This is a genomic window from Streptomyces sp. ADMS, from assembly GCF_033441795.1.
GTDB lineage: Bacteria > Actinomycetota > Actinomycetes > Streptomycetales > Streptomycetaceae > Streptomyces.
Map to the genome: position 1 here is coordinate 1 of NZ_JAVFVX010000247.1, position 3,527 is coordinate 3,527.

2 protein-coding genes are annotated in these 3,527 nt (G+C 71.3%); both read right to left on the reverse strand.

All coding sequences use genetic code 11. The features are described from left to right. Positions 1-1,820: 1,4-alpha-glucan branching enzyme (glgB, locus tag RB628_RS39865; protein WP_318325541.1), on the reverse strand; the 1,820-nt coding region annotated here is incomplete at its 3' end. A gap of 62 nt (positions 1,821-1,882) precedes the next feature. After that, entirely contained in the window at positions 1,883-3,343 is a 1,461-nt protein-coding gene (locus RB628_RS39870; protein ID WP_318325542.1) for a maltokinase N-terminal cap-like domain-containing protein, read from the reverse strand. Positions 3,344-3,527: the final 184 nt, after the last annotated feature.

The window sequence follows — 3,527 nt, forward strand, 5'->3', positions numbered from 1 at the left end:
ATCGGCAGGACGTAGTTCTCGCTGTACGCGTACACCATGGAGAACGTCATCTCGTGGTGGTGGTGCTTGCGGTGGACCGGGTCGTGCTGGACGTAGCCGAGCGAGTCGTGCATCCACCCCATGTTCCACTTCAGGCCGAAGCCCAGGCCCCCGAAGCCGCCGGGGCCCGTGTGGTGCGTGGCCCGGGTGACGCCGTCCCACGCCGTGGACTCCTCCGCGATCGTCACGACCCCCGGGACCCGCCGGTACACCGTCGCGTTCATCTCCTGGAGGAAGGCGACCGCGTCCAGGTTCTCCCGGCCGCCGTGCTCGTTGGGCGTCCACTGGCCCGGCTCACGCGAGTAGTCGAGGTACAGCATCGAGGCGACCGCGTCGACCCGCAGGCCGTCTATGTGGAACTCCTGGCACCAGTAAACGGCGTTCGCCACCAGGAAGTTGCGGACCTCACGCCTGCCGAAGTCGAACTCCAGGGTGCCCCAGTCGGGGTGGGCGGCGCGCAGCGGGTCCTCGTGCTCGTACAGGGGGCGGCCGTCGAACTCGGCCAACGCCCAGTCGTCGCGCGGGAAGTGGGCCGGCACCCAGTCCATCAGTACGCCGATGCCGGCGCGATGGAGGGCGTCCACCAGGTACTTGAAGTCGTCCGGAGTGCCCAGACGGGCCGTCGGCGCGTAGAAACCGGTGACCTGGTAGCCCCACGAGCCGCCGAAGGGGTGCTCTGCCACCGGCATCAGCTCCACGTGCGTGAAGCCCAGGTCCCGTACATAGGCGGGGAGTTGCTCTGCCAGTTGACGGTACGTCAGGCCTGGTCGCCAGGACGCCAGATGGACCTCGTAGATCGACAGGGGGCCCTCGTGCGCCGGGACCTCCGCCCGCCGCGCCAGCCACTCCCCGTCCTCCCACTCGTGGCGTGAACTGTGCACGATGGACGACGTGTTGGGCGGGACCTCGGTCCGGCGGGCCATCGGGTCCGCCCGCTGTGTCTTCGAGCCGTCCGCGCGCGTGATCTCGAACTTGTACAGCTCACCCTCGCCGACGCCCGGCACGAACAGCTCCCACACCCCGGTGGCGCCCAGTGACCGCATCGGATACGCCGTACCGTCCCAGAAGTTGAAGCCCCCGGTCACCCGCACTCCGCGCGCGTTCGGCGCCCAGACGGCGAAGCGGGTGCCGGTGACGCCCTGGTGGGTCATCGGTTCAGCGCCCAGCGCCTTCCACAGCTCCTCGTGCCGGCCCTCGCCGATGAGATGCAGGTCCAGGTCACCCAGTGCGGGCAGCAGCCGGTACGCGTCCTCGGTCTCCTGCACCTGCCCCTCGTACGCGATGACCAGCCGGTACTCCGGGACGCCTCGCAGCGGCAGCGCACCCGAGAAGAAGCCGTCCCCGTCGTCGTGCAGTTCGGCCCGCAGATCCCCGGACACGACGGTCACCGACAGGGCGTACGGCCTCAGCACCCGGAATGCGACCCCGCCCGGCAGCGGATGCGCGCCCAGGACGGAGTGCGGGTCGTGGTGTGCGCCGGCAAGCAGCCGTCCACGGTCGGCGGCGTCCATCGCGGGGGAGGGGAGAAGCGCGGTCTCCTCCGGAGCGCTCTCCACCGGAGCGGCCTCGACCGTCCGAGGGGCGGGCACCGTCGCCTCCGCTGCCGTTTCCGGTGCGGCGTCCCGTGTCGGTTCCGGGATCGTCTCCGGCTCCGGCTTCGTCTCAGGCTTCGTCTCCGGGTTCTTCGCCGCCTGCTTTGCCGCCTTCTTTCCGGGGTCCTTCTTCGCAGACGTCTTCTTCTTCGGGTTCTTCGAGCCGCTGGACGGGGGGCGCGGGGTCACGGGCGGGGGCCTCCGGAGGTGAGGTGGAGCGAGGGGCGGGGAAGCGGGGCGGGTGGCGTGGGTCAGTCGGGTGCGGCCAGGCGGTGCACCGCCGACATCGGTACCGGAAGCCAGTCCGGGCGGTGCCGTGCCTCGTACACCACCTCGTACACCGCCTTGTCCGTCTCGTACGCCCGCAGCAGTACGGGATCGGTCCGCGGGTCCCGGCCGCTGGTCTCCGCGTACCCGGCGCAGTACGCGGCCCGGCACGCCGCCGCCCAGCCGGGAAGGTGGGGGCGCACGGAGTGGGCCGCGTAGTCGAAGGAACGAAGCATGCCGGCGATGTCCCGTGCCGGCGGCTGCGGCAGCCGCCGTTCCGCGAGCGGTTTCGACGGCTCGCCCTCGAAGTCGATCAGCGACCATTCACCTGACGGCGACCGCAGACACTGCCCGAGGTGCAGATCGCCGTGGATGCGCTGGGCCGTCCAGGTCTGGCCCTCGGCGGCGAGGTCGGCCAGCGCCTCGTACGCCGAGCGCAGGCCGGGCGCGTACGGGTGGAGGGCAGGTACCGTCCGGGTCGCCGCGTCCAGGCGCTCGATCATGCCGTCGACCAGCGGGCGCAGTTGCGCGTGGCCCAGTGTCACGGTGGGCAGGGCGCGGGCGAGCGCCAGGTGCACCTCGGCGGTGGCCCGCCCGAGCGCCCGCGCCTCCGCGCTGAAGTCCTCACCCTTGGCCAGCTCGCGCAGCGCCAGCTCCCAGCCGTCGGCGGCACCGCGCACGAAGGGCTGGAGGACGCCGAGCACGTAGTTGTTCTCGGCGTTCAGATCCACATCGGGCCCCGTCGTCCCGGGGCCGGTCGCGCCGGGAGTGTCGGTGCGTATCCACGCCACCGGGGCCGGTACCCGGGGGCAGCCCTCGCGGGCCAGCGCCAGCGGCAGCTCAAGGTCGGGGTTGACGCCCGGTACGACCCTGCGGAGCAGCTTCAGGATGAACGTATCTCCATAGACGATGGACGAGTTGGACTGTTCCGAGGTCACCACCCGGGCCACCAGCCCCGCCCGTATTCGGCCCTCGATGTACTCGTCCCCCGCGTCCGCGCCCGCAGCCGCCGTGTCCGGATCGCGGTCGAACCGCAGGGTGCCGATCCGCGCCCGGGTCCGCATCGCCTCCAGGAGCACCTCGGCGGGCCGGGCGTCGTACAGGGCGTCGTACACCGTCCGTCCGGTCAGCGGGCCCTGGTCCACATGCCCGATCAGCGCGGGCGCCAGCCGGGGCGGCAGCGCCTCGCGCACGCCTATGAGGAGCTGGTAGCAGTCGCCGGGGCCCTCCAGCGCGGGCTGATGGGCCCGTACCAGGAGGTGGTGGAGGCCCAACTGTGCGGTGGCCGGCAGCAGTTCGGTGGCCGCCACCAGGGAGAAACCGGTGACCGGGCGTCCTTTGCCGGCGAACCAGCGTTGTCTCGGCAGCCATTCGCGCAGCAATGGATCAAGGGACACAAGGAGGTCGGGACTTGTCGTGGCGGAGCGGGTGATGGCTTCCGACATGGCGTCGCGTCCTTTCCCCAGGGGCAGGGGTGTGACTGATGCGTGCCCCGGGCGGGACGGGAGAAACCGGCCCGCCGGGGTTCTGCGCGTACGACCACGTACTACATGGCGTCCTGCGCGTCCTTGCGCAGCCGGAACCAGTAGAAGCCGTGGCCTGCGAGGGTGAGGAGGTAGGGGAGTTCGC